The organism is Nocardiopsis alborubida (assembly GCF_012396365.1).
In the GTDB taxonomy this organism is placed as follows: Bacteria; Actinomycetota; Actinomycetes; order Streptosporangiales; family Streptosporangiaceae; genus Nocardiopsis; species Nocardiopsis alborubida.
The window spans coordinates 39,695-61,442 of the sequence record NZ_JAAXPG010000004.1 but is presented as its reverse complement, the minus strand read 5'-3'; the positions used below and the strand labels follow the sequence as shown (position 1 = coordinate 61,442).

Sequence of the window (21,748 nt, the reverse complement as noted above, 5' to 3'; positions counted from 1 at the left end):
AGAAAAAGGGATCCACCCTGAATCCTACGCGCGGGAGGACACCGCGGTTTCACGTGAAACATCCGGGCCCCGGCTTCCGCCTTCCCCTCTGCGGTCCGGCCACACATGGCGAGAAGTCGACAGAGCCACATGCCGACACAGGAACAGGAGGAGACGGACACAGGAAGAGGGGGTGACGATGTTTCACGTGAAACATCGCCACCCCCTCCGGGGCGTCCGCGCTCAGGAGGCGGGCCGCACCACCACGTAGCGGTTGGGCTCCTCGCCCTCCGACTCGCTGTGCAGACCGGCGGCGGCCACCGCGTCGTGCACGACCTTGCGCTCGAACGGGGTCATCGGCTCCAGCGGCTGGGTCTCGCCGGTCTCCTTGGCCTTGTTGGCGGCGTCCGTCCCGACCTGGAAGAGCACCTTGCGGCGGTCCTCGCGGTACCCGCCGATGTCCAGCATCAGGCGGCTGCGCTCACCGGTGGCCCGGTGCACCGCCAGCCGGGTGAGCTCCTGGAGGGCCTCCAGGACCTCGCCCCGCTCCCCGATCAGCTCGTCGAGGGTGGCTCCGACGACGGAGACCATCGCGCGGTCGCCCTCGACGTCCATGTCGATGTCGCCGTCGAAGTCCGCGATGTCGAGGAGTCCCTCGATGTAGTCCGCCGCGATGTCGCCCTCGTTCTCCAGGGCCTCGACATCGATTCCGGCCTCAGGCGCCTCAGCCACCGCTACGCCACCGCTCTCTTCCTCGCTACTTGCCACAGCGATCCCGTCTCCTCATCCCTCACGCCCTGGCCGCCGTACGCCTCAGGGGCAGTGTCGCCTGCGCACTCGAACGCCTTCTCGGCCGGGAGTCGCAGAACCTAGCGCGGACCACCACCGGCCCGCTTGGAACGCGACTGCTTCTTCGGCTGCTTGCGTTCGATCTTAGGCTGTTCCTTCGGCTCAGGAGCGGATTCCGCCGCCTTCTTTCGGCTGAGCATGCCCTTGGCGGAACCGGTGGCGGACGCACCGCTCTTGGCCTTGGCCTCGTCCTGGCCGGGGAGCGGCTGCTTGCGGTAGAGGAAGTGCTGCTGCCCCATGGTCCAGACGTTGGAGGTGACCCAGTAGACCAGCACACCCACGGGCATCATGAGACCGAAGAGCCCGAACAGGGGCGCCATGTACATCATGATCTTCTGGGTCTGCATCATGGGGTTGTCGGGCATCTGGGAGACGCTGCGCTTCATGCTCTGGCGCATGGTGAGGAACGTCGTCGTACCCATGATCACGCAGGCGATGGCGATGATGACCTTGGCCATGATCGGGTCGGTCGCACCGAGCGCGAGGATCTCCTCGGGGGAGCTGTTGAACTGCGCGGCGACGGGCGCCTCGAAGATGAGCGCCGCACGCGCGCTCTCCACCAGCTCCGGGGTGAAGTTGTACTGGGCGTTGCCCTCGGCGACGCTGCGCAGCACGCTGAAGAGCGCGAAGAAGACCGGCATCTGCAGGAGGAGCGGCAGGCAACCCATGATCGGGTTGGTACCGCTCTCCTGGTAGAGCTTCATGGACTCCCGCTGCAAGCGCTCCTTGTCGTGCTTGTAGCGCTCGCGGAGCTTCAGGATCTTGGGCTGGATGTCCTGCATCTTGCGCTGCGTGTTCATCTGCTTGACGAACAGCGGCACCAGCAGGAGCCGCATGAGCACGGTGAGCAGGACGATCGACAGGCCCCAGGCCCAGCCGCTGTCCGTGTCGAGGCCGATGAAGGTCAGGCCCTCGTGGATCCTGACCAGGATCCAACCGACGATGTTGTAAAGCCAGTCCAGCACCGGCCAACTCCTATGTGATTCGCTTCAGCTACTGGTCCCCGGGAGGGGTTCCGGTGTGGCCGGCTCCGCCCGCAGACTCCTCGGACTCCCCGCTCCGACGCCCCCTGGGCGGCGGAACCGGATCAAGCCCTCCCGGGTTGAAGGGGTGGCAACGGGCGATACGCCGGGTTCCCAGCCACAACCCGTACAGGGCTCCGTGCACGCGCAGCGCCTCGACGGCGTACGCGCTGCACGAGGGGTAGAAACGGCAGACCGGGGGGAAGAGCGGGCTGATGAAGCGCTGGTAACCCCGGATGGGCAGGATCAACACGCGCGCGAACACCGTCGGTCTGTGCTCGGTCATCGGCCCCACCGCTCTCCGCCCTCGTCCGGGCGTCGGTTCCCTGCTGTCTCACGCACCGCGGGATCCGCCTCCGGGGACCGGGGTCGGCCACGGCCGGACCGGCGGCGCGACGACGTCCCGCGGGGGCGCATCGCCGCGGCGATCGCGCTGTCGAGTTGGGCGGCCAGGTCCTCGTGCCGCGCGGTGGCGGCGGCGGGTCGGGCGCGCACTACAAGCAGGCTACCGTTTGGCAGAACAGCCAACCGAGACCGCATCAGGTGACGCAGTCTGCGCTGCACACGCTTGCGCACCACCGCTCCCCCGACCGCCTTGCTGACCACGAATCCGACCCGCGGGGGGGCGGCGTCCGCGACACCGGAGGGCGGAGGGAGGTAGACGGCGCCCAGGCAGTCCCTGGACGCGCGCCGACCCGAACGCATGACGGAGCCGAACTCGGCGCTGTGGCGCATCCGGTTCCTCGGCGAGAGCATCGGCTTCCTTCGTGCTTCGGTACTTCTCCCACGACAAAGGGACCGGCCGGCGAGAAGGCCGGACGGTCCCGAAGGGCTTGGTGCTGGGCGTGGCCTAGTGGCTCACGGTCAGCGCCGCGCGCCCCTTACGACGGCGCGAGGCGATGATGGCGCGACCGGCGCGCGTACGCATGCGCAGCCGGAAGCCGTGGACCTTCGCGCGACGCCGGTTGTTCGGCTGGTACGTACGCTTGCTCACTACTGGCTCCAGGGGCGTGTCAGGATAAGTACTACGACAGACCCCCAGGATATGCGGGGCCTACGGGTGCGTGAGCCGCGGCCGCGTCTCCGTGCTGGCACGGGCGCAGGCAGATCATCGGCATAAGCATAAAGAAGATACGACCTGGTCCGGCCGGGGTCAAATCGGGCCTGTGGACGGCGGGGCCGCACGTCCCCGCGGGCCCCCTCCCGCGCCCCTCCCGAGGGCCCTCCCCTCTCCCCCGGCCCGCGCCTGTGCGGGCGGTGGCCGGCCCGGGGTGCGCGGGCGCTCCCGCGGGCAACCGGCTCCTCCCGTGCGCTCCCCTCCGCGCGCCCGGGCGGCGGGTCCGCGTCCGGCCTGCTCCCGCCCCTCCGCGCGGGCGCTCCTCAGCCCACCTCTCGACCCGCCCCTGCGGGCCTCCTGTGGACAACTCGTTGTCCACAGGCGTGTGAGACTTCCACACCCCCCGACTCCTGTGGATAACCTCAGCCTGTGGATAACTTGCCCCTCACATCGGACAGCCCTTCCCCTCCACCAGAAACAACCTTCTTACACAGCTTCTGAGCTGCACATTGTGGATAACCCTGCGCTGTGCGCAGAGATCTGCCATCCTGTGGACAAGCCTGTGGAAAACCTGTGGACAACGCCCTGAAGCTGTGGATACCGGGGATGCGGCCATAGCCGGGCCGCTCTGTGGACAGTGAAGTTATCCACAGGCACATACCCGCCCAAAGCAGCCGATATCGCCCCCGGGTCCGACCCGGCACCGCCGCGGGAGGAGGACAATGGGAAGTCGCTCCCTGCGACCCCAGGTCCCCGCGAGCGCCCACCCGACCGACGCGCCACGGGCTTCGCCGTGGCCACCACGTCCCCTTCTGCCCCCCACTCCGCACCGCACAGACCCGTACCGAAGGGACAGCACCCATGGCAGGTCGTCTTGGCTGACGCGCAGGTCAACCTCGCAGTGGTCTGGTCCAGCGTCCTGGACGGGATCGACAACGACTCCCTTCCCGCGCACCAGCGCGCATGGCTGCCGCAGACCCGTCCGCTGGGCCTGATCGAGGACACCGCGCTCATCGCGGCGCCCAACGAGTTCACCAAGAAGGTGCTGGAGACACGCCTGTACCCGGCGATCAGCAAGGCGCTCTCAGCCCACCTGGGCCGGGAGATCCGGGTCGCGGTGACGGTCGACCCCACCGCGGTGCCGACCCCGCCGCCCACCCCCGCGCCTCCGGCCTCCCCGGGGCCGCAGGGCCCGCGCAGCGTGGAGGGGCACACCGCCCCCGCCTTCTCCCCCGTCGTACCGGGCACCGCCCCGGGGCTGACGGGACCGGGGCCGACCGAACCGCGTGCTCTCCCCGCGGCGCCCGCGGAGGCCCAGCGGGCCGCGCCCGGCTCCCGGGGACAGCACGCGCGCCCGGACGCCGAGCCGTCCGCGCCGTGGCCCTCGGCCCCGCCGTCGGCGCCGGACCAGGCCGACCTGCTGGGCCCCACGCCCCCGGCGGCCCCCTCGCCCACCGACGAGGAGCCGCACACGGTCCGCGACGCGCCCGCGCCCTGGGTCCAGCAGACCTTCGCCTCCCCCCAGGAGACGCCCACCTCGCCCCCGCTGTGGGAACAGCCCTCGGCCCTGGAGCGGCCGCAGGAGCCCGCGCGGTGGCAGCAGCAGGCCTGGACGGACCCGGAGTGGGACCGGCCCAACCGCTGGGAGACCCCGCGGGAGGAGGCCCCGTCGGCCGCCCCGGCGCCTGAGGCGGCCGAGGAGACCCCGCCCGCCCCGGAGGCCGCGGAGGCCCCCGTGGAGGACGAGGCCCCGCAGAGGCCCCTCCCCTCCCCCCCGGGGCGCTCGCAGGAGGTCCCGCCGGGCGAGCACGCGCGCCTGAACCCGAAGTACACCTTCGACACCTTCGTCATCGGCTCCAGCAACCGCTTCGCGCACGCGGCGTCGGTCGCGGCCGCCGAGGCTCCGGCCAAGGCCTACAACCCGCTGTTCATCCACGGCGGCTCGGGGCTGGGCAAGACCCACCTGCTGCACGCCATCGGGCACTACACGCACCGCCTCTACGAGGGTTCGCGGGTGCGGTACGTCAGCTCGGAGGAGTTCACCAACGAGTTCATCAACTCGATCCGGGACGGCAAGGCGGACGGGTTCCGCCGCCGGTACCGCGACATCGACGTGCTCCTGGTGGACGACATCCAGTTCCTGGAGAACAAGGAGCAGACGCAGGAGGAGTTCTTCCACACCTTCAACACGCTGCACAACTCCGACAAGCAGATCGTCATCTCCAGCGACCGGCCGCCCAAGCAGCTGACCACGCTGGAGGACCGGATGCGCAGCCGGTTCGAGTGGGGCCTGCTCACCGACGTCCAGCCCCCCGAGCTGGAGACCCGGATCGCCATCCTGCGCAAGAAGGCCGCGCAGGAGGGGCTGGCGGCCCCGCCCGAGGTGCTGGAGTTCATCGCGAGCAAGATCTCCACCAACATCCGGGAGCTGGAGGGCGCGCTGATCCGCGTGACCGCCTTCGCCAGCCTGAACCGGCAGTCGGTGGACCTGGACCTGACCAGCCAGGTGCTGCGGGACCTGGTGCCCAGCACCGAGGTCCCCGAGGTCACGGCGGGGGCGATCATGTCCCAGACGGCCGCCTACTTCGGCCTGACGGTCGAGGACCTGTGCGGGACCTCGCGCTCCCGGGTGCTGGTGACCGCCCGGCAGATCGCCATGTACCTGTGCCGGGAGCTGACCGAGCTGTCCCTGCCCAAGATCGGGCAGCAGTTCGGCCGCGACCACACCACGGTCATGCACGCCGAGCGCAAGGTCCGCGGGCTGATGGCCGAGCGCCGGTCCATCTACAACCAGGTGCACGAGCTCACCAGCCGGATCAAGGACCAGCCCTCGCTGACCTGATCCACGGACTGTGCACGAGCCGCGGGGCGGCCTCCGGGACGGAGGCCGCCCCGCGGCGTGCGGCCCGTGCTCCGCGGCGGTGTGTCGGCCTGTGGACACGGCCACCTGTCGACACATCCACAAGACGACACATCCACAAGACGGCGCGGTCACAAGGCGACACACGTTATCCACAGGGCTCCGCCGCACCTCCGGCCGAGTTATCCACAGGCTTGTGCGTACGAACGCCCGCCTCTGGAGGGGTTCGCCGCCTCTGCCGACGTCCGGGCCGGTTCGTGCCAGGCACGCCCTGTCCTCCCTGTTTCCCGGGCGTTCGGCAACCGCTGTTGCCCTTCCCACACCTGGTCGGACGTGCTCGTGCCGGTGTTCGGCGCGCAGAACGGGGAGCACCCCTGTGGACAAACCTGTGCACAGACCCTTTGTCGGGGTTCGGGTGATCTGTGGAGGGGCTCAGAAAAAAATTTTGGCGTTCTCTCGCCCAAGTTATCCACAGGAGGGGGGTCAAATCTGTGGACAACCCTGTGGACAACCTGTGGAAAAGTGCGCCGAGCCTGTGGGTAACCACCCCTGCCCCTGTGGACACTGCGGTGGGTCATCCGATGACTGAACCACCGATCCTTGTGGAGAACCTGGGGAAAACCTGTGGACGAAGCTGTGGACAGAGTGTGGAAAACCTGGGGACGGCTTCGTTCGTCCACAGGGGGGCCAAGTTACCCACAGGGTTACCCACAGGGCCTGTGGACAAAAATTCGCGGGTTGACCTGCGAAAACAAGGGTTATCCACACTATCCACAGGCCCTACTACTACTGCGCACCTTCATTAACCAAGATGTGGCTTCACAACCGCTCCGCGGAAAATCTGTGGACAACTCTCCGAGACCGGCGCGACGACAGCCCAGCGCTGAGCTGTCAGCGGCAGCGGGTGAATCCGGGTAACGTGTGGTCTCGCCCCTGTCCTCCGCCGCCCGGATCCGAGCGGTGACCCATACGGGATCCGAGGCAGCTCCCGGCGCCACCGGCGCGGCCTCCACAGCCCTGTGGACGGAGCCCTCGGCAGACCCACAGATCCACGAGCTGCAACGTTGAGGCTTCGACCGGCACCCCCGGTCGTGCGGAAAGTGAGTCGGAAAGTGAAGTTCCGGGTCGAACGCGACGTACTGGCCGAGGCAGTCGCCTGGACCGCGCGCACACTCCCGACGCGCCCCTCGGTCCCGGTGCTCGTCGGCATCCTGCTCGAGGCCGGCGAGTTCGACGGCCGTCAGCAGCTGCGCCTGTCCGGCTTCGACTACGAGGTCTCCACCCAGGCCGCGGTCGACGTCGACGTCGAGGAGCCGGGCACGGTGCTGGTCACCGGCAAGCTCCTGGCCGAGATCACCCGCAACCTCCCCGCACAGCCTGTGGAGATCTCCACCGACGGCCCCAAGGTCGTCGTCACCGGCGGCAGCGCGAAGTTCACCCTGACCACCATGCCGGTGGAGGACTACCCCACGCTCCCGGAGATGCCCGGTGTGAGCGGGACCGTCGGCAGCGACGCCTTCGCCGCCGCGGTCAGCCAGGTGGCCGTGGCCGCCGGGCGCGACGACACCCTGCCGATGCTCACCGGCGTGCGCGTCGAGATCGAGGGCGAGAAGATCACGCTCGCCTCCACCGACCGCTACCGCCTGGCCGTGCGCGAGCTCACCTGGAAGCCGGAGAACCCCGACCTGTCCGCGGTCGCGCTGGTCCCGGCCAAGACCCTCCACGACACCGCCAAGTCGCTCACCTCGGGCGCCGAGGTCTCGATCGCCCTCTCGGACGGCGGCTCCGGTGAGGGCATGATCGGCTTCGAGGGGGGCGGCCGCCTCACCACGACCCGCCTGCTCGACGGCGAGTTCCCCAAGTACCGGGCGCTGCTGCCGGACACCTTCAACTCGGTGGCCGAGGTCAGCCGTTCCGAGTTCGTCGAGGCGGTCAAGCGCGTCTCGCTGGTCGCCGAGCGCAACACCCCGCTGCGGCTGTCCTTCAGCCAGGGCCAGCTGGTCCTGGAGGCGGGGACCGGCGAGGAGGCGCAGGCGGTCGAGGCCCTGGAGGCCGACCTGGACGGCGACGACATCCAGATCGCCTTCAACTCCGGGTTCCTCCTCGACGGGCTCGGCGCCATCGGCACCGACGTCGCCCGCCTGAACTTCACCACCTCGACCAAGCCGTCGATCCTGACCGGCAAGCCCGCGGAGGAGGGATCCTCCCCCGAGTACCGCTACCTGATCATGCCGGTGCGTCAGCCGGGCTGATCCGCGGCCGGTTCGATTGACTGGCACCTGCCGGAACCGGTCCGCGACCCGGGCCGGCCGGCGTCCATCCACAGGCGGCGAAGGGGAGCAGAGCACCATGCAGCTCGGAATGATCGGTCTCGGCAAGATGGGCGGCAACATGGCCGCCCGGCTGCGGGAGAAGGGCCACGAGGTCGTCGGGTACGACGTCACCTCGCCTGAGCGCGACGTCGACACCCTGGCCGGACTGGTCGAACGCCTGGCCGCCCCCCGGGTGGTCTGGGTGATGGTCCCCGCGGGCGAGCCCACGGCCGCGACCATCGCCGAACTGGGCGAGCTCATGGACGAGGGCGACCTCGTCATCGAGGGGGGCAACTCCCACTACGCGGACGACCGCGTCCGCGCCAAGGCACTGGCGGAGAAGGGTGTCGGCTACCTCGACGCCGGTGTGAGCGGCGGTGTCTGGGGCCGCCAGAACGGCTACGGCATCATGGTCGGCGGCCCGGCCGAGGACGTCGAGAAGGCCCGACCGATCTTCGACTCCCTCGTGCCCGACGAGGGCGTGGGCTTCGTCCACGCCGGAGCGGTCGGCGCCGGACACTTCGTCAAGATGGTCCACAACGGCATCGAGTACGGCATGATGCAGGCCTTCGGCGAGGGCTACGAGCTCATGGTCGCCTCCGGCCTCGTGGACGACGTCCCCGGCACGTTCGAGAGCTGGCGCGAGGGCACCGTGGTGCGCTCCTGGCTGCTGGACCTGCTCTCGCGGGCCCTGGAGGAGGACCCCGAGCTGTCGCGTCTGCGCGGCTACGCCGAGGACTCCGGCGAGGGCCGCTGGACCGTCCAGGCCGCCGTGGACCTCGCGGTCCCGGCCCCGGCGATCACCTCCTCCCTCTACGCGCGGTTCGCCTCCCGCCAGGACGACAGCCCGGCCATGAAGGTCGTGGCGGCCCTGCGCAACCAGTTCGGCGGGCACGCCGTGCACCGGGCCGAGACCTCGGACGACATCGACGTCTGAGCCGTTCTCCAGCCCCACCCCCCGACCCGGGGACGCAGCCCGCGGGCCGTCCCCGGGAGCACCCTTCCCCCGACCGCCGCCGCCCCAGGAGGAAGGCCGGATGTACGTATCCCACCTGCAACTGGCCGACTTCCGGTCCTACCGTGAGGCCCTCGTCGAGATGGGCCCCGGTGTGAGCGTGTTCGTCGGCGCCAACGGCCAGGGCAAGACCAACCTGGTCGAGGCGATCGGCTACGTGGCCACCCTCGGAAGCCACCGGGTCTCCTCCGACACCCCGCTGGTCCGCCAGGGCGCACCCCGCGCGATCGTCCGGGCCAAGGTGGTGCGCGACGAGCGGTCCATGGTGGTGGACCTGGAGCTCAACCCCGGCAGGGCCAACCGAGCCCGGATCAACCAGGCGCCCGCGGGCCGTCCGCGCGAGGTCCTGGGGATCCTGCGCACCGTGCTCTTCGCCCCGGAGGACCTGGCCCTGGTCAAGGGCGACCCCGGCGAGCGGCGTCGGTTCCTGGACGACCTGCTGGTGGCGCGCGCGCCCCGGATGGCGGGTGTGCGCTCGGACTACGACCGGGTGCTCAAGCAGCGCAACGCCCTGCTCAAGTCGGCCTCCGGCCGGATGTTCCGCCAGCGCTCGGCGCCCGACCTGAGCACGCTGGAGGTGTGGGACTCCCATCTGGCGGAGACGGGCGCGGAGCTGCTGGCGGCGAGGCTGGAGCTGGTGGAGGAGCTGCGCCCGAGGATCGCCGAGGCCTACGCGGGCCTGACCGACTCCGGGGGGCCGGCCGTCCCCGACTACCGCAGCGGCGCGGTCCCCGAGGGGGCCGAGCCGCCGACCGGCCGTCCACAGCTTGTGGAAACCCTGCGCGCGGCCATGGAGGAGGCCCGCGACCGCGAGCTCCAGCGCGGGGTCAGCCTGGTGGGCCCGCACCGCGACGACCTGGTCCTGCGGCTGGGCGGGATGCCCGCCAAGGGCTACGCCAGCCAGGGCGAGTCCTGGTCGTACGCGCTCTCGCTCAAGCTGGCCGCCTTCGACCTGCTGCGCTCCGACGGCGACGACCCGGTGCTGATCCTGGACGACGTGTTCGCCGAGCTGGACAGCGAGCGCCGCCGCAGGCTGGCCGAGCGCGTCGGCGACGCCGAACAGGTCCTGGTGACCGCGGCCGTGCCCGAGGACATCCCCAAGGAGCTGGACGGGGTCCGGTTCGGCGTGCGCGAGGGGGGCGTCGCGGGTGAGTGAGCGTTATCCACACCCTGTGGACCGGGGTCCGGTCCCCGGGGCGGCCGACCACGGCGGCGGAGGGCTCCGTCCACAGTCTGTGGACGACGCGCGGCGCCCGCCCGAGCCGGGACCCTCGGCTCCCCCGGCGCCTTCGGGGGCCGACCTGGCACGCCAGGCGCTCGCGCGCGCCCGGGCCGAGGCCAAGGACCGCGGCGCGGTGCCCCGAGGACTCCAGCGCTCACGCCGGCGTGGCCGGTTGCGGTCACGCAACGAGCCCCAGATGTTCGGCGAGGCCGTGCGCACGTGGCTGATCGAGCACGGCTGGCAGGAGCAGGTGGCCATCGGCGGCGTGTTCGGCCGCTGGGCGGACATCGTGGGCGATTTCAACGCCGAACACCTCCGTCCGGAGAGTTATTCGGACGGCGAGCTCGTCGTGGTGGCCGATTCACCCACCATGGCGGCCCATGCGCGAGCGATGGTGCGCGATCTCATGCGCCGTCTCAACGAGGAGCTGGGCGACGGCACGGTCGTCGCCATCAAGGTCCGCGGGCCCGGTTTCCGGCGCCGCTGAGGCGGGTCCTTCCGGGCCGCGGTACCGGGGCGCCAGGCCTCTCCCTTCCACAGCCTGTGGATAACCCCAGGTGAACGCGGTTCCCACAGGTGTTCGGCACCTCCGGGGCGGGGGGCGGGACGGTACCGGGGCCGCCGGGTGCCGCAAGCGCCACTCAACCGCACCGGGACTTGCGCGCAGCCCCTCCCGCGTGTAGGGAGTCGTCTCCCTCCCTGAACGTTCGTTGTGAGGCGGCACAGGGCCGCCAATGCCACTTTGTCGCACCGTGCGGGGTATCATGGAGACGGTTCTTCAGACGCCTGTAGCCGGTCCCACGCCCCCAGAAGAGGGTGGGCGGACGGCCCCTGTGGCGAACGGTGATCCCCCAGGTGTCGCGGCACGTCGGCCCTCCCGGTCACCGCGTCCCGGGTGGCCGTCGCCGCTCGGCCACGGTCGGCAGGCGTCCCCAGCAGGAGGGTGTTCCCACTTGGCCTACGACGCAGGTTCAATCACGGTTCTGGAGGGGCTTGAGGCGGTACGCAAGCGCCCCGGAATGTACATCGGTTCCACCGGGGAGCGGGGCCTGCACCACCTGGTCTACGAGGTGGTCGACAACTCCGTCGACGAGGCCCTGGCGGGTCACGCCGACGCCATCGAGGTGACCCTGCTGGCCGACGGCGGCGTGTGCGTGGCCGACAACGGCCGCGGCATCCCCACCGGCATCCACCCAGTGGAGAAGCGCCCCGCCGTCGAGGTCGTCCTCACCACGCTGCACGCGGGCGGCAAGTTCGACGGCAAGTCCTACGCGGTCTCCGGCGGTCTGCACGGCGTCGGCGTCTCCGTCGTCAACGCGCTGTCCACCGCGCTGGACGTGGAGATCCGCAACGAAGGGCACGTGTGGCGCCAGCGCTACGAGATGACCGCGCCCACGGGTGAGCTCGTCAAGGGCGAGAGCACCGACGAGACCGGCACCCAGATCACCTTCTGGCCGGACGGCGGCATCTTCGAGACGACCACGTTCTCGTTCGAGACGCTCGCCCGCCGCATGCAGGAGATGGCCTTCCTCAACAAGGGGCTGTCCATCACCATCCGCGACGAGCGGCCCGAGCACACCGACGGCGGTCCGACGGTCAACACCTTCCACTACGAGGAGGGGCTGTCGGACTACGTCCGCCACATCAACGCCAAGAAGGAGCCGGCGCACGCGTCGATCATCTCCTTCGAGGAGGACGGCGAGGGCATCTCGGTCGAGGTCGCCATGCAGTGGAACCAGTCCTACACCTCGTCCGTGCACACCTTCGCCAACACCATCAACACGGCTGAGGGCGGCACGCACGAGGAGGGGTTCCGCTCCGCGCTGACCACCCTGGTCAACCGGTACGCCCGCGACCAGAAGCTGCTGCGCGAGAAGGACGACAACCTCACCGGCGACGACATCCGCGAGGGCCTGACCGCCATCATCTCGGTCAAGCTGGCCGACCCGCAGTTCGAGGGCCAGACCAAGACCAAGCTGGGCAACACCGAGGCCAAGTCCTTCGTCCAGAAGGTCACCAACGAGCACCTGCGCGACTGGTTCGAGCGCAACCCCGGCGAGGCCAAGGACATCGTGTCCAAGGCCAGCCAGGCCGCCCGCGCGCGCGTGGCCGCCCGCCAGGCCCGCGACCTGACCCGCCGCAAGACGCTGCTGGAGACCACCTCCCTCCCGGGCAAGCTGTCGGACTGCCAGTCCACCAACCCGGAGGAGTGCGAGGTCTACATCGTCGAGGGCGACTCGGCCGGCGGCTCCGCCAAGGGTGGTCGCAACCCGCACAACCAGGCCATCCTGCCCATCCGGGGCAAGATCCTGAACGTGGAGAAGTCCCGGATCGACCGCATCCTCAAGAACACGGAGGTCCAGGCGATCATCACCGCCCTGGGCACCGGCATCCACGAGGACTTCGACGCCGAGAAGCTGCGGTACCACAAGGTCATCCTGATGGCCGACGCCGACGTCGACGGCCAGCACATCCGCACGCTGCTGCTCACCCTGCTGTTCCGCTTCATGAAGCCGCTGGTCGAGGCCGGGAACGTGTACCTGGCCGCGCCGCCGCTGTACAAGATCAAGTGGGACCAGAAGGGCAGCGACGCGAGCTACGCCTTCTCCGACGCCGAGCGGGACCGGGTCATCGAGGCCGGGATCGCCCAGGGCAAGAGGGACCCGCGCCCGCGCGACATGGTGCAGCGCTTCAAGGGCCTGGGCGAGATGAACGCCAACGAGCTGTGGGACACCACGATGGACCCGGACCGCCGCGTCCTGCACCAGGTCAACCTGGAGGACGCGGCCCAGGCCGACGAACTGTTCAGCGTGCTCATGGGTGAGGACGTCGAGTCGCGGCGCGCCTTCATCCAGCGCAACGCCAAGGACGTCCGCTTCCTGGACATCTAGGCGGTGTTCTCTGGACCTCCGCTTCGCTTCGGTCCGTGTTCGGACGCCCGGGGAACGGGAGCCGGGTTGTGGCAGGCGCGGTGGCGCCTGCGTCGGGACGGCTCGTTCCTCGCGGTCCCGCCTCCGGCACCTCCAGGACCCCGTGGGCGCCCGGACCGGCCACCGCAGGCTGAGGCCGGTCCGAGAAACCGTGCCCGGGTCCTCGAGGACCCGGGTCCCCGTTCCCACCCGTGCTCAAGCAAGCTTCGTAGAAGGGACCGACATCCGTGACGGATGCGAACAACCCCGACGCCCCTGAGGGCGGGGACTCCAGTGTGGAGGCCCTGTCGCGGGTGACCGACCGGATCGAGCCCGTCGACATCCAGGTCGAGATGCAGCGCAGCTACCTCGACTACGCGATGTCGGTCATCGTCGGCCGCGCCCTGCCCGACGTGCGCGACGGCCTCAAACCGGTCCACCAGCGCGTGCTCTACGCGATGTACGACGGCGGCTACCGGCCCGACCGCGGCTACTTCAAGTGCGCCCGCGTCGTCGGCGACGTCATGGGCAACTACCACCCGCACGGTGACAGCGCCATCTACGACACCCTGGTGCGCCTGGCCCAGTGGTGGTCCATGCGGATGCCGCTGGTCGACCCCAACGGCAACTTCGGCTCGGCGGGCAACGACCCGGCCGCCGCCATGCGCTACACCGAGTGCAAGCTCGCGCCGCTGGCCATGGAGATGCTCCGGGACATCGACAAGGAAACCGTCGACTTCCGGCCCAACTACGACGGCCGCTCCTCCGAGCCCGTCGTGCTGCCCGCCCGCTTCCCGAACCTGCTGGTCAACGGCTCCTCGGGCATCGCGGTCGGTATGGCCACCAACATCCCGCCGCACAACCTGCGCGAGGTCGCCGACGGCGTCAACTGGTACCTCGACAACCCCGAGGCGCAGGACGATGAGCTGCTCGACCAGCTCATCGCGCGTGTCAAGGGCCCCGACTTCCCGACCCGCGGTCTCATCGTCGGCAAGCGCGGCATCGAGGAGGCCTACCGGACCGGGCGCGGCTCCATCACCATGCGCGCCGTGGTCGAGGTGGAGGAGGACAAGCGGGGCCGCCAGACCCTGGTCGTCACCGAGCTGCCCTACCAGGTCAACCCGGACAACCTCGCGCTCAAGATCGCCGACCTGGTCAAGGACGGCAAGATCACCGGCATCGCCGACGTGCGCGACGAGAGCAGCGGCCGCACCGGACAGCGCCTGGTCATCGTGCTCAAGCGCGACGCCGTCGCCAAGGTCGTGCTGAACAACCTCTACAAGCACACCCAGCTCCAGGAGACCTTCGGCGCGAACATGCTCGCGCTGGTCGACGGGGTGCCGCGCACGCTGCGCCTGGACCAGATGATCCGGCACTGGGTCAAGCACCAGGTCGAGGTCATCGTCCGCCGGACCCGGTACCTGCTGCGCAAGGCCGAGGAGCGGGCGCACATCCTGCGCGCCCTGCTGCGGGCCATGGACCGCATCGACGAGGTCATCAACCTCATCCGGGCCAGCGCCTCCGCGGACCAGGCCCGCACCGGCCTGATGGACCTGCTGGAGATCGACGACATCCAGGCCCGCGCCATCCTCGACATGCAGCTGCGCAAGCTGGCCGCCCTGGAGCGCAACGCGCTGACGGCCGAGTACGACGAGCTCATGGCGCAGATCGCCGACTACAACGACATCCTCGAATCGGACACGCGCCAGCGGAGCATCATCCGCGAGGAGCTCGGCGAGATCGTGGAGAAGTACGGCGACGAGCGGCGCACGCACATCATCCCCTTCGAGGGCGACATGCGCATGGAGGACTTCATCGCCGAGGAGGACGTGGTCGTCACGATCTCCCGCGGTGGATACGCCAAGCGCACGCGTATCGACAACTACCGCGCCCAGAAGCGCGGCGGCAAGGGTGTGCGCGGGGCCCAGCTCAAGCAGGACGACATCGTCCAGCACTTCTTCGTCACCACCACCCACAACTGGATCCTGTGCTTCACCAACCAGGGCCGGGTGTACCGCACGAAGGCCTACGAGCTGCCCGAGGCCGCCCGCGACGCGCGCGGCCAGCACGTGGCGAACCTGCTCCCGTTCCAGCCGGGCGAGGAGATCGCGCAGATCATGGCGCTGCGCGACTACGAGGCCGCCCCGTACCTGGTGCTCGCCACCCGTGAGGGCCTGGTCAAGAAGTCCCGCCTGGAGGACTTCGACTCGGCGCGCGCGGCGGGCATCATCGCGATCAACCTGCGCGAGGACGACGAGCTGATCGCCGCCCGGCTGGTCTTCCCCGACGACGACCTGCTGCTGATCTCCAGCGACGCCCAGGCGATCCGGTTCCCCGCCTCCGACGAGTCGCTGCGCCCCATGGGCCGCGCCACCAGCGGCGTGATCGGCATGCGGTTCCTGGAGGACGACTACCTGCTGAGCATGGACGTCATCCGGCCCGGCGACGGCTCCACGGACGTCCTGGTCACCACCGAGAACGGCTACGCCAAGCGCACCCCGTCCGAGCAGTACCCGGTGCAGAACCGCGGCGGCAAGGGCGTGCTGACGGCCAAGGTGGTGGAGGCCCGCGGCAAGCTGGTCGGCGCCCTGATGGTCGACCCCGAGGTGGACGAGGTCTTCGCGATCACCTCCGTGGGCGGTGTCATCCGCACCGGTGCCGACGAGGTCAAGCAGTCCGGCCGCACGACCATGGGCGTCCGGCTGATGAACCTGGACAAGGGCAACAAGATCGTGGCCGTGGCGCGCAACGCCGAGGCCGCCGAGGAGGAGGCCGTCGAGACGGCCGAGTCCGTGCAGGAGGCCGTCGACACGGCCGAGGACGCGAACGCGAACGACGAAGGCAACCCGGAGGCCTAGACTTCGCGTTAGGCCCCATATGGACCGCGGGGTTCGTTTTGTGCGAACCCCGCGGACACCCTGGTCGCGCCAATCACCCGTTCTCAAGGAAAGTCCAGCGGTAACGTTTCTATGTCTGACAACCAGCGGAACACCACCACGAACGAAACCGACCCGGACACGGCGGAGACCGCCGGGGGCGGGGACGTGGAGACGACCGAGAAGGACACGGCAGGGGCGGGGGCCGCCGTGACCACCGAGGTCGACGACAAGGCCGAGCCGGCACAGGACACCGGGGAGGCCGACACGGCCGAGGAGTCCGGCGACGAGCCGGGGAGCAAGTCCGGCGACGAGGACGGGGGGTCCGCCGACAAGGCGGACACCGCGTCCGAGGCCGCCGCCGGAACGGCCGAGCCCGTGGCGGAGGACCGCGTCGAAGCGGGGGGAACGCCAGTGTCCGAATCGAAGACCTCGGTGCCTGAGGGCCCGAGCGCCGTGAAGGCGAGCCTGTCCAGCCGCAAGGCACACCTGTCGGTCTCCCGCGTGGAGCCGTGGTCGGTGATGAAGTTCAGCTTCGTCGTCTCCCTGGTGTGCTTCATCATCCTGTTCGTGGCGGTCGCGGTGATCTACGCGACGCTGTCGATGCTGGGTGTCTTCGACGAGCTGACCAACATGCTCACGGCGCTCCTGGAGGGCGACGGGACCGAGGACGAGCTCGGCCTCGACCCGGCCTCCTGGTTCTCGCCGGGCCGCGTCCTGGGGTACACCGGCGTGGTCGGCGCGCTGAACATCGTGCTGATCACCGCCCTGTCCACGGTGGGCGCCATGCTGTACAACCTCGTCGCCGACCTGGTCGGCGGCGTCGACGTGACGCTGTCCGAGGCCGAGTAGCACCGTCGTGAGGGCCCGGTCCCCGCTGGGGCCGGGCCCTCACGCGTTGGTCCCGAGCACTTCCGCACCCGGGTAAAATGGGAGGTGGAAAGGGACGCGTGGGCCGCGTCCCGTCTCGCGTCCGCCCCGGATCACCGGTTCGCCCCGGTCCCGCCGATGCGGTAGAGTTCCACACGCAGCAAGGGCGTATAGCTCAGTCGGTTAGAGCGCATCCCTGATAAGGATGAGGCCCCAGGTTCAAGTCCTGGTACGCCCACACACGAAAAGGCTCCCCGCGGGGGGCCTTTTCTCGTGTCCGTGCGCCACACGTGCGTCAGCGCCCGGCGCGCGGCCCGGTCCCGCCGGACGCGGTGTCGACAACGGGACGTGTCGACGTGTCGACTCGTGCACCTGTCGACTCATGGGCCTGTCGACCCCGGGACCGTCAGCCGCACGTGCTGATCCTCCCGGCGAGCGCGGCGTTGAGCTCGCACACCATGTCCTCGGGGTGCGGGTCGGTCGAGCCCGGGCGGATCTGCGTGTCCACGTGGTCCCGCAGCACCTCGCTCACGTACGGGTAGTAGGGGGTGCGCGGCCGCAGCAGCCCCTCGCCGACGGCGTCGCGCAGCTCCTCCCAGTACCGCACGTCCCTGTCCTCGGCGCCGCTCAACCGGTAGCCGTTGCCGCGCGCGGGGAGCAGACCCGCCTCCCGGAACTCCGCCTGGACGTCCTGTCCGGTCATGGCCGCGACCAGGCTCCAGGCCTCGTCCCGGTGCGGTGACTCCCCGGTGACCGCCAGGCTGTTGCCGCCGAGCACGGCCGCGGGCAGCCGGAGCACCCCGAAGGCGGGGTCGCCGCCCTGGGCCTCCCCCGCCCAGCCGACCCAGCGCAGCCCCTCCCGGAGCGTCTCGGCGCTCTCGGAGTCGGCCTGGAGCTGGGGAACGACGCGGGGCCAGTGGCGCATGAACACCACCTCACCGCCGCGGAACCGGTTCAGGCTCTCGGTCTCGGTCTCCTCCAGGGCCGTGCGCGGGATGACGCCCCCGGCCTCGGGGTCCAGTCCCGTCTCCAGCACCTCCAGGCCCTGGAACTCCCCGCTCGCACCGGCGGACGTGACACAGCCGCCCTGCGCCTCACCGCTCTCCGCCCCGTCCGTTCCGTGGAAGGTCCCCCGGCTGTCCGCCTCCAGACCGGGGTGCCCGCCGAGCACGAACTCCAGGGCGTTGACGGTCAGGCCCTCGTAGTCGGCGAACTGTCCCGTGTACCCGTGGTCCAGGCCGTGCTCGTCGCGCACCTCGCCCGCGAGGCCGAGCAGCCCGCGCCAGCCGTCCTCCTCGATCCGGGCGGTGACCTCCTCGGGGCCGACCAGGTCGGCGCGGTAGTAGAGCAGGCCCACGTCCATGTGGAACGGCACCGCCCGCGCCCGGCCCCCGTAGCACACCGCGTCCCGGGCGCGGCCCAGGAAACCGTTCCACGCCAGCGGGCCGTCGCCCCGGGTGTCCACCTCCGCCAGCCAGCCCCGTTCGTGGAACTCCGGTACCCACTGGTTGTCGAGGAGGAGGACGTCGTAGGCGGCCGGGTCGGCCTGCAGCGCCACGACCATCTGCGAGCGCTGCTCGTCCGCCCTGGGGGAGAGCCACCGGACGTCGACCTCCCACCCCTCGTTCTCCGCCTCCCAGCGCTCGATGAACCGCGTGTACACCCCGCCCTCGCCCGCGTCCCCCGTGGCGGTGACGTCCACGGGAAGGGCGACACGCAGAACCCGCTCGTCCCGTTCGTCCCGCGCGTCACAGGCGGCGGAACCCAGCAGCAGGAGCGACAAGGCCGCGCACAAGACCGGCCGCGGCGACCGCCGGCGGGCCCTCACGGGGTCGCCGCCCTGGTCCCGGCCACGATGCCGTAGACGACCTGTTCGAGTTCGTCGGCGCGCGGATGGTGGCACTCGGCCCCCGCGCCCGCCAGCCGACTGAGCAGCGCGTCTCCGCCGCACCCCTCGTTGCCCACGGACACCACGTGCACCCGCACGCGCTCGTCGAGGCCATCCAGCACGGCGGCCACGTCGTCCGCCCGCGCGCCGCCGCGAGGCTCGGGGAGGGCGACGCCGTCGGTGAGGACGACCAGCGCGCAGGCGCCGGGCTCCCCCGGCCGGTCGGCGCAGGACCCCAGCTCCTCGGCGCCGTCGCGGATCGCGTCGGCCAGCGGGGTGGCCGGGAACTCGGCGACCAACGCGTCGATCTCCTCGCGCGCCAGCTCCTCCCTGGGCGCGTCCATGCCCGGTTCCGGGGGCAGGACGCGTTCCTGGCCGGTGACGTCGTTGCCCGGCCCGCCCTCGGGAAAGGTCCAGACCCCCACGGTGTCCTGCTCCCCCAGGAGGCCGACGGCGGTCCGCGCCAGCTCCTGCGCGGTCGCCAGCCGGGTGCCGCCCGTACCGGGGCCGCTCATGGAGTCGGAGCGGTCGACGACGAGCAGGACCTCGATCGGGGCGCGGGAGCGCTCCTGCTGCCGCAGACCGGACTCCAGCCGTTCCCGCCACTCCTCGGCATCCCGGTCCGAGTCGAGGTGCCTGACCTCCATGAGGGATCGCTTCGCCTCCCCGCCGATCATGTCGCCGTCCACCGTCCGGTAGCCGTGGAAGGCTCCCGTGGCCCGGGGCCGCCGCATCCAGTCCTCGAAGGCCGCCACCTCCCGTTCGACCCCGTCGTCGCCGCCCCAGCCCAGCCGTACGAACGGGTGGTCCAGGCCCGGCGTCTCGGCGAAGTAGACCGGTACCAGGGGTTCCTCCGGTTCCTCGCCCGTCGGCCCGCACCCGGGGCCGAGCTGCCCACCGCTGTTGTAGGCGTCGACCGCGTACTCGGTGCTGAACACCCCGACGGTGGCGGGGTCCGCGTCCCCGCCGCGCAGCGCGCACAGCAGGCCGAGGTTGCCCTCGGCGTCGAGCCCGGCCGAGGTCGCGCGGGCCTCCGCGATCTGGATCTCCTCGGCGCCCCCGTCCCCGTAGGCGGAGTACAGGGCTTCGGTCTGGATCAGCGCCGAGACCGACGCCTCCGGTGAGGGGCGGGCGAGGAGGAGCCCGGCCTCCGCCGCCGCGGCCGTGCAGACGACGAGGTTCGAACGCGCTCCGCCCGGGTCGGTCCCGGAACAGGCGGGGATCTCGCTCGCGGATTCGGGCAGACCCAGGACCACGGGCGTGAGTCTGGTGGCGGGTTCCTCCCCGAGCTCCAGTTCGGGTGCGTCACCCGGGTCACCGACCAGCAGGGTGATGTCCGCGCTGGAGTCCGGCAGCCAGACGTGCGGACGCGGTCCCGCGCGCAGGTCGCTCCACCCGTCGCGCAGCAGCTCACGGGTCCGTGCGGATCCGCCCGCCGTGGTGACGCTGACGCGTACGGGCACGCAGCCGCTCCTTTCGTCCCGGCCGCCGAGGTAGGCGGAGAAGTCGTCGGCGGCCCGCTGGAGGGCGGCGTGCTGGTCCGGGGTGGTGAGCACGGTGAGCTCGGTGGGCGGGGCGCACTGGAGGCCCGGCCCCAGGTGGCCGTTGGTCCGCAACCAGTACATCCCGGTCGGCGCGAGGGTGAGCAGTGCGACGGCGGCGACGGCGAGGGGCCAGACCGGCTGCCCGGTGCCGCGGCGCTCCCAGCCCGTCATCGCGGTGACACGGCTTCGCCGGCCGGGAACGGTCGCCCCCCGCCTCCGCGTGCCGTACCCGCACCGTTTCCGGACGGCCCCCGCGAGTGTGTGCGGAAGCCTGCGCAGGGAGGAGAGCCGAGCGCGGACGAAACGCTTGGCGGTGTTGCGCACCGCGCGCAGAAGGTCCACCGGGACGAGCCACGGTTCCGCCCCCGCGTCCTCCTTGACCAGGCGCCTGAAGTCCCTGTCGCGGGCGAACCGCGTGGCACGGCGGGCGATCAGGTCCCCGTTGTGCTGGTCGTGGTCGACGATGACGCCCACCAACCGTTCCCTGACGAACACGGCGGTGCCGGAGGACCCCTTCCACGACACGTCGTTGCCGTACTTCTGCTTGACGTCGAGCCGGAGGTCCTTCCTGACCATGCCGTCCCACGGGCTGAGGGTTCCCCGCAGGTCCTTCAGGTCCCGGCCCCCGTCGTTCGCCGCGAGATCGGGGTAGCCGAGCGAGCGGTACGGCTGCGGTTCGTCCGCCGAGAGCTTTCCCCAGCGCACGGAGGGGTGGGGCTGCGGCTCCTTCAGACGCAGCAGGGCGACGTCCGTCCTCCGGTCCGACCAGATGACGGAGCACCGCAGGAAACCGCTCGGCGGGTCGGCGCCCAGGCGCACGTCGACACGCTTGTGGCCGTCCAGCACATGGGCCGCGGTGAGGACGAGAGAGGGCCCGACGAGGTAGCCGGTCCCTCCCCTGGAGGCTCCCCCGCCCCTGACGACGCGGACGTCCGCGACATACCTCGGGTCCATCAGTCCAGGTCCCTGCGGTCCTCCCAGACCGCTCCGCTCTCGGAGGCGATCGCGACGTTCTTTCCGTTCGCCCCGGTCAGGGCGAGCTTCAGCGTGATCCTGTGCGTGTTCTTGCGGCCGACCTTCCCGTCAGCCCCCAGGGAGACCACGCCGAAGCTCACCCCGGCCTTCCCCGCTCCCTCCCCGCGTACCTCCAGGAGGAGTTCGACCTCGGCCTCGACGATCTCGATGCCGATCCCGTTCTCCTTCTTCTCCTTCTGCGCCGCGGTGAGCTCATCGCGTAGTTCCTTGATGGCCTGTGCCAGTCCGATGGTGGACACCTGATGACTCCCTGGGGGTGTTTCGTCGTGGGGGCGGCGGGAACAGGGCCGTGTTCTACGTCACAGGACGG

16 protein-coding genes and 1 tRNA gene are annotated in these 21,748 nt (G+C 70.6%); 9 read left to right on the top strand and 8 right to left on the bottom strand.

Annotated features, from left to right (window positions below; translation table 11 throughout):
• Positions 1-222 precede the first annotated feature (222 nt).
• From HGB44_RS05390 to rpmH, 5 genes are all read right to left on the bottom strand, one after another.
• Positions 223-711 carry a Jag family protein gene (locus HGB44_RS05390; RefSeq protein WP_061080796.1) on the bottom strand — a complete coding sequence of 163 codons (489 nt, stop codon included), beginning with the start codon at positions 709-711 and terminating at the stop codon, positions 223-225.
• Between the two features lie 137 nt (positions 712-848).
• Positions 849-1,793, bottom strand: coding sequence for a membrane protein insertase YidC (yidC, locus tag HGB44_RS05385; RefSeq protein WP_061080795.1), 945 nt, complete (start codon positions 1,791-1,793; stop codon positions 849-851).
• 28 nt (positions 1,794-1,821) lie between these two features.
• Positions 1,822-2,136 (bottom strand): membrane protein insertion efficiency factor YidD, encoded by a 315-nt coding sequence (gene yidD / locus HGB44_RS05380; RefSeq protein WP_061080794.1) that lies wholly within the window; start codon positions 2,134-2,136, stop codon positions 1,822-1,824.
• Positions 2,133-2,606 carry a ribonuclease P protein component gene (rnpA, locus tag HGB44_RS05375; RefSeq protein ID WP_082768380.1) on the bottom strand — a complete coding sequence of 158 codons (474 nt, stop codon included), beginning with the start codon at positions 2,604-2,606 and terminating at the stop codon, positions 2,133-2,135. The genes yidD and rnpA overlap by 4 nt, the downstream gene beginning before the upstream one ends.
• Positions 2,607-2,700: 94 nt before the next feature.
• A complete protein-coding gene (gene rpmH / locus HGB44_RS05370; RefSeq protein WP_013155858.1) occupies positions 2,701-2,844 on the bottom strand; it encodes a 50S ribosomal protein L34 in 144 nt (47 codons plus the stop codon).
• Positions 2,845-3,544: 700 nt separating this feature from the next.
• Between rpmH and dnaA the strand changes: the two genes are divergently transcribed.
• From dnaA to HGB44_RS05325, 9 genes are all read left to right on the top strand, one after another.
• Positions 3,545-5,749, top strand: a complete 2,205-nt coding sequence (dnaA, locus tag HGB44_RS05365) for a chromosomal replication initiator protein DnaA (protein ID WP_394354062.1) — start codon at positions 3,545-3,547, stop codon at positions 5,747-5,749.
• A gap of 1,130 nt (positions 5,750-6,879) precedes the next feature.
• Complete coding sequence (gene dnaN / locus HGB44_RS05360; RefSeq protein WP_061082566.1) at positions 6,880-8,019, top strand: DNA polymerase III subunit beta; 1,140 nt, start codon at positions 6,880-6,882, stop codon at positions 8,017-8,019.
• A 16-nt stretch (positions 8,020-8,035) separates the two neighbouring features.
• Positions 8,036-9,016, top strand: a complete 981-nt coding sequence (gnd, locus tag HGB44_RS05355) for a phosphogluconate dehydrogenase (NAD(+)-dependent, decarboxylating) (protein ID WP_267909056.1) — start codon at positions 8,036-8,038, stop codon at positions 9,014-9,016.
• Between the two features lie 100 nt (positions 9,017-9,116).
• Positions 9,117-10,250 carry a DNA replication/repair protein RecF gene (recF, locus tag HGB44_RS05350; RefSeq protein WP_061082564.1) on the top strand — a complete coding sequence of 378 codons (1,134 nt, stop codon included), beginning with the start codon at positions 9,117-9,119 and terminating at the stop codon, positions 10,248-10,250.
• Positions 10,251-10,329: 79 nt separating this feature from the next.
• Positions 10,330-10,803 carry a DUF721 domain-containing protein gene (locus tag HGB44_RS05345; RefSeq protein ID WP_231972582.1) on the top strand — a complete coding sequence of 158 codons (474 nt, stop codon included), beginning with the start codon at positions 10,330-10,332 and terminating at the stop codon, positions 10,801-10,803.
• A 466-nt stretch (positions 10,804-11,269) separates the two neighbouring features.
• The gene (gyrB, locus tag HGB44_RS05340) at positions 11,270-13,207 is read left to right on the top strand and encodes a DNA topoisomerase (ATP-hydrolyzing) subunit B (RefSeq protein WP_082768543.1); all 1,938 of its coding nucleotides are present in this window, start codon (positions 11,270-11,272) and stop codon (positions 13,205-13,207) included.
• 266 nt (positions 13,208-13,473) lie between these two features.
• Positions 13,474-16,083 (top strand): DNA gyrase subunit A, encoded by a 2,610-nt coding sequence (gene gyrA, locus HGB44_RS05335; protein ID WP_061082562.1) that lies wholly within the window; start codon positions 13,474-13,476, stop codon positions 16,081-16,083.
• Positions 16,084-16,194: 111 nt separating this feature from the next.
• Positions 16,195-16,953: a DUF3566 domain-containing protein gene (locus tag HGB44_RS05330; protein WP_061082561.1), complete on the top strand. Its 759-nt coding sequence runs from the start codon at positions 16,195-16,197 to the stop codon at positions 16,951-16,953.
• Between the two features lie 182 nt (positions 16,954-17,135).
• Positions 17,136-17,209: transfer RNA gene (locus tag HGB44_RS05325), tRNA-Ile, on the top strand.
• Positions 17,210-17,377: 168 nt separating this feature from the next.
• Here the strand turns inward: HGB44_RS05325 and HGB44_RS05320 are convergent.
• From HGB44_RS05320 to HGB44_RS05310, 3 genes are read right to left on the bottom strand one after another with little or no spacing between them, the layout of a single operon-like run.
• The gene (locus HGB44_RS05320) at positions 17,378-18,754 is read right to left on the bottom strand and encodes an extracellular solute-binding protein (RefSeq protein ID WP_231972579.1); all 1,377 of its coding nucleotides are present in this window, start codon (positions 18,752-18,754) and stop codon (positions 17,378-17,380) included.
• A 41-nt stretch (positions 18,755-18,795) separates the two neighbouring features.
• Positions 18,796-21,357 (bottom strand): trypsin-like peptidase domain-containing protein, encoded by a 2,562-nt coding sequence (locus tag HGB44_RS05315; RefSeq protein WP_061082559.1) that lies wholly within the window; start codon positions 21,355-21,357, stop codon positions 18,796-18,798.
• A complete protein-coding gene (locus HGB44_RS05310; protein WP_061082558.1) occupies positions 21,357-21,677 on the bottom strand; it encodes a trypco2 family protein in 321 nt (106 codons plus the stop codon). Before HGB44_RS05310 ends, HGB44_RS05315 begins: the two co-directional genes overlap by 1 nt.
• Between the last annotated feature and the right edge of the window lie 71 nt (positions 21,678-21,748).

Excerpts from the sequence above, each read along its gene's own strand:
- recF (WP_061082564.1), top strand. The coding sequence starts at position 9,117 with ATGTACGTATCCCACCTGCAACTGGCCGACTTCCGGTCCTACCGTGAG.
- rnpA (WP_082768380.1), bottom strand. The coding sequence starts at position 2,606 with ATGCTCTCGCCGAGGAACCGGATGCGCCACAGCGCCGAGTTCGGCTCC.
- yidD (WP_061080794.1), bottom strand. The coding sequence starts at position 2,136 with ATGACCGAGCACAGACCGACGGTGTTCGCGCGCGTGTTGATCCTGCCC.
- HGB44_RS05330 (WP_061082561.1), top strand. The coding sequence starts at position 16,195 with ATGTCTGACAACCAGCGGAACACCACCACGAACGAAACCGACCCGGAC.
- HGB44_RS05315 (WP_061082559.1), bottom strand. The coding sequence starts at position 21,357 with ATGGACCCGAGGTATGTCGCGGACGTCCGCGTCGTCAGGGGCGGGGGA.